This window comes from Saccharopolyspora sp. NPDC000995 (assembly GCF_053599315.1).
In genome coordinates this window covers 1-3,609 of record NZ_JBSFLZ010000250.1, presented here as the reverse complement: position 1 = coordinate 3,609, position 3,609 = coordinate 1, and the positions used below count along the sequence as shown (strand labels likewise).

3 protein-coding genes and 1 pseudogene are annotated in these 3,609 nt (G+C 63.8%); 3 read left to right on the top strand and 1 reads right to left on the bottom strand.

The genetic code is table 11. The features are described from left to right. Window positions 1–33 precede the first annotated feature (33 nt). From ACWDKQ_RS35455 to ACWDKQ_RS35445, 3 genes and pseudogenes are all read left to right on the top strand, one after another. Window positions 34–953, top strand: a pseudogene (locus ACWDKQ_RS35455) (TRM11 family SAM-dependent methyltransferase). Between the two features lie 158 nt (window positions 954–1,111). Beyond that, a complete protein-coding gene (locus ACWDKQ_RS35450) occupies window positions 1,112–1,450 on the top strand; it encodes an AbrB/MazE/SpoVT family DNA-binding domain-containing protein (RefSeq protein ID WP_450143118.1) in 339 nt (112 codons plus the stop codon). Further along, window positions 1,447–2,535, top strand: coding sequence for a tyrosine-type recombinase/integrase (locus ACWDKQ_RS35445; protein ID WP_450143117.1), 1,089 nt, complete (start codon window positions 1,447–1,449; stop codon window positions 2,533–2,535). The genes ACWDKQ_RS35450 and ACWDKQ_RS35445 overlap by 4 nt, the downstream gene beginning before the upstream one ends. Here the strand turns inward: ACWDKQ_RS35445 and ACWDKQ_RS35440 are convergent. After that, a partial coding sequence (locus ACWDKQ_RS35440; protein WP_450143116.1) for a hypothetical protein occupies window positions 2,536–3,609 on the bottom strand: 1,074 nt, incomplete at its 5' end.

The following is a 3,609-nucleotide window of genomic DNA, read 5'->3' as shown; positions in this document are numbered from 1 at the left end:
CCTTCCACGTCGCACCGCCGGATCACCGTGACACTGCCCGCCCCGTGCCCGCCGGCTGTGTCGGTCTGGGCGACCGCGCAAACCTCCCCCGCCACCCAACGCAAAGACCGCTACAGCCCCAACTCCACCGCACACCCCGCCAAAATGCTGCCCGCCGTCGCCGCACACGCCATCGCCCACTACACCCAGCCCGGCGACCTCGTCCTCGACCCCATGTGCGGCATCGGCACCACCCTCGTCGAAGCCCTCCACCTCGGGCGCCCCGCGATCGGCGTCGAATACGAACCCCACTGGGCCAAGATCACCCAAACCAACCTCGACCTCGCCCACCACACCAACGCCACCACCGCCGCCGGCCGCGTGGTGCACGGCGACGCCCGCCAACTCTCCACCCTGCTGCCAGCCGATCTCCACGGCCAGGTCGCACTGGTCGTCACCTCACCGCCGTACGGACCGTCCACCCACGGCCAGGTCAGCACCGGAACCGCCGGCGTCCACAAACACCACCACCGCTACGGCAACACCCTCGACCGAGGAAACCTCGCCAACATCGGCCACCACCGACACTCCTCGCCGGATTCACCCGCATCCTCACCCACGCCGCCGTCTTCCTGAAGCCCGGCGGGCACGTCGCGGTCACACTGCGCCCCTGGCGCGAACACTCCGAACTCATCGACCTGCCCTCCCACATCCTCACCTGCGGCCGCCAAGCAGGACTCATCCCCACCGAACGCTGCGTCGTACTGCTGGCCCGCATCGCCGAAAACGACCTCGTCGCCCGCGGCAGCTTCTTCCAACGCGACTTCATCCGCAAACAACGCAACACCGGACTCCCCCTCCACCTCATCGCCCACGAAGACGTCCTCATCTTCACCAAAGCCTCCTTCCCCGGGAGTTCCCGCGAACTCAAGAATGCTCAGCTGGAAACCCGGGATGTATTGAGCGCCGCCTAATGACTGGTCGAGAAGTTAGCCCGAAATGTCAAATCCAACATCAGCGCTCGCTCGGGGATTACCTTGCATCGACCGTAAAGATCAGCGAAGAGGAGACGCGACCCCGAACAAGTGGGCTTCCGGTGGCGCGCCTCCTCTCCCCCGTTCACGACAGCAGTGTGTATTACGCCGTGACGGCGATCGATAACCGTGGACGGCTCGCCGACCGATCAGTGTTACGAGTCCTGGGCTGGCTGCCTCACTCCTCGATTTCGATCAACGTCCTGAACGGATTCTTTATCGTTGTCACTCACTCTCATGGGCCGGCAACCATTACTCGCCAAGGGCATCTCCGACTGCCAGCAGCCGTACGGCACTCCTGCCGCATCAAAGCCCGCGCACAACTTCTCGTCGCCGCCTATCCGGATCACGACCTGCTGACGGCCTACCCGACGTCCGTGCTCGACAAGGTGCTGCTCGCGTACCACGAGTCTCAACCAAAGGAGGCGGGACCATGAAAGGCGATGACATTGAGGCAGCGCGTCTCTTGCTCTCCCGGCTCGGAATCAGTCCCGAGCAACTTTTTAAGACACCTGCGGAAAGCAGGCCCATTCCCACGATCCGGGACTACATCGGCCGTGTGTCAGACGCCGTCCCCGTGGGGACACGCCGCGTCTACGACACCTACTGGCGGCGCGTTGTCGAAGTCTGGGGCGACCGACGAGTCGATGAACCGACTCCGCTGGAGATCAAGCAACTTGCTGAGCACGTCAAGCTGAACGTCGTCGTACGAAAAAACTCGCGAGGCGGCCGAACCGCCGCCGAGCACCTGATCTCCGCACTCCGATGCGTGTATCGCCACGCGGTCGCAGACGGACTGATCTCAGAGAACGACAACCCCGCGACGCGCGTTACCAAGCCCAGACGGCTTGCCAGTTCCCGACGAGCCCTACCGGACACACGCCTTGCTGAAATCAACAGAGCAGCGGGCTCGACCGGTAACGACCCTGAGCTCGACTCGATGCTGCTGCGCCTGCACACCGAGACAGCATGCCGCCGAGGCGGCGCGCTGGGACTCCGCCCCAAAGACCTCGACACCGAACAATGCCTCATACGCCTACGCGAGAAGGGCGAGACGCTGCGGTGGCAACCAGTGTCTCCAACCCTGATGCGGCACCTCCTCATCCACGCCGAGCAACGCGGAGCCGCCGAAGCCAGCCAACTCTTTCGCTACCGCAACGGACGCGCCATCACCGCGCGCCGCTACGACTACCTATGGCAGCGCATAGGCAAACATCTTCCATGGGTCGCGACACAACAAGTCAGCACACATTGGCTCCGCCACACCACACTCACCTGGGTCGAACGAAACTTCGGCTACGCCGTCGCACGCGCATACGCCGGCCACAACGGCAAGAGCGACGCAGGGACCACCTCCACTTACGTCCGCGCCGACCTCCAAGAGGTCGCTACCGCGCTCGCGGCACTGGTCGGAGAACCGCACCCACTCGCAACAGACAGAGGTGGTCGCGGCGTAGATGATCGTGTGGTTAGTCGAATGTCGATGCACGGTGATGTCTTCGGGGCTGCCTGGAACAGTTGATCAGTAGAGCTGCTGGCGGCCGCTGCCTTGCGCCCGTATCGCGAATAGTGCTCCGGTCAGATCCATATGGACAAGACCACCCCAGTCCTTGATAACAGCGGCTTTCCGCCGCTTCCACGCTGCCAGGGCGGCGGGCAGCTCCGCCTCGTGGTCGTCGAGTTCCTGCTTTGCGAGGCGGCTGTGCATGTGCTGGAGGAGTCCGGAGAACACTTCCACTCGCTGTCCGTTCAGCCGGAAAACGTGGTCGGTACCCACGAAAGACAGTCCGCCCAGGGTGATTCCGGTGTCGAATCGCATACCGGTACTGGCATGGGGGTGGCCTGACCCGAGTCGGTACTGCTGTCGGTTCGTCAAGAGGCTGCGGGCAGCGTCGCGGTCGCCAGCGAAGGTGAGCAGGCCCGCAGCGGTCGTTCGGGCGAGAACGCGGGAGAACCATTCCCAACGTTCGACCGGGAGGGCAAACCCCGGGCGGGAAGTCTGTCGACCATCAGAGTTGGTGAAAGGGATGAGTGGGACAAGGTTGAGCTCCTCGATCGGGCCGGTCAGGTCCGGTGTGGATCTTCCGGGCACAGTGAGTACCCCGTCGCCGGCCGGGTCGAGAAGACGTACTTCGATGCCGCCCTTGGCGGCCACCGCGGTCGCCAACAGCAGGCTCGGCGGTGGCGCGCCACCGGCATCGACATCGCCGAGCACGACCGTCTCTACATGTGCCGCCGATTTTGCCAACTGCTCGTGCTGGGCTTCGACCCTGCCGTGGGAACCTCTGCAATCGACGGAGGCGATCCGGAACGGTGCTCCCAGCTTTCTCCCAACAAGGAAGTAGTTCGGCCGCAATCTTGTATGCTCAAACGCGGTGCTTCCCGAACCGCGTAAGGCCCATCCGGCTTCAAGGGCGAGGTCCGCATCGACGATGTCGAACCGGTAATCCGGATGGCGATGGCGCATAATGCGTTGTGCGGTGGCGAGGCCGAATGCGATCCCGAGATCTTGTGCTTGCACGGCCTTGCGATGGAATCTCGGGTCTTTGCCATCGGCGGCCAGTTCCATACGTTGTTGGTGATTGGATTGCAGTGC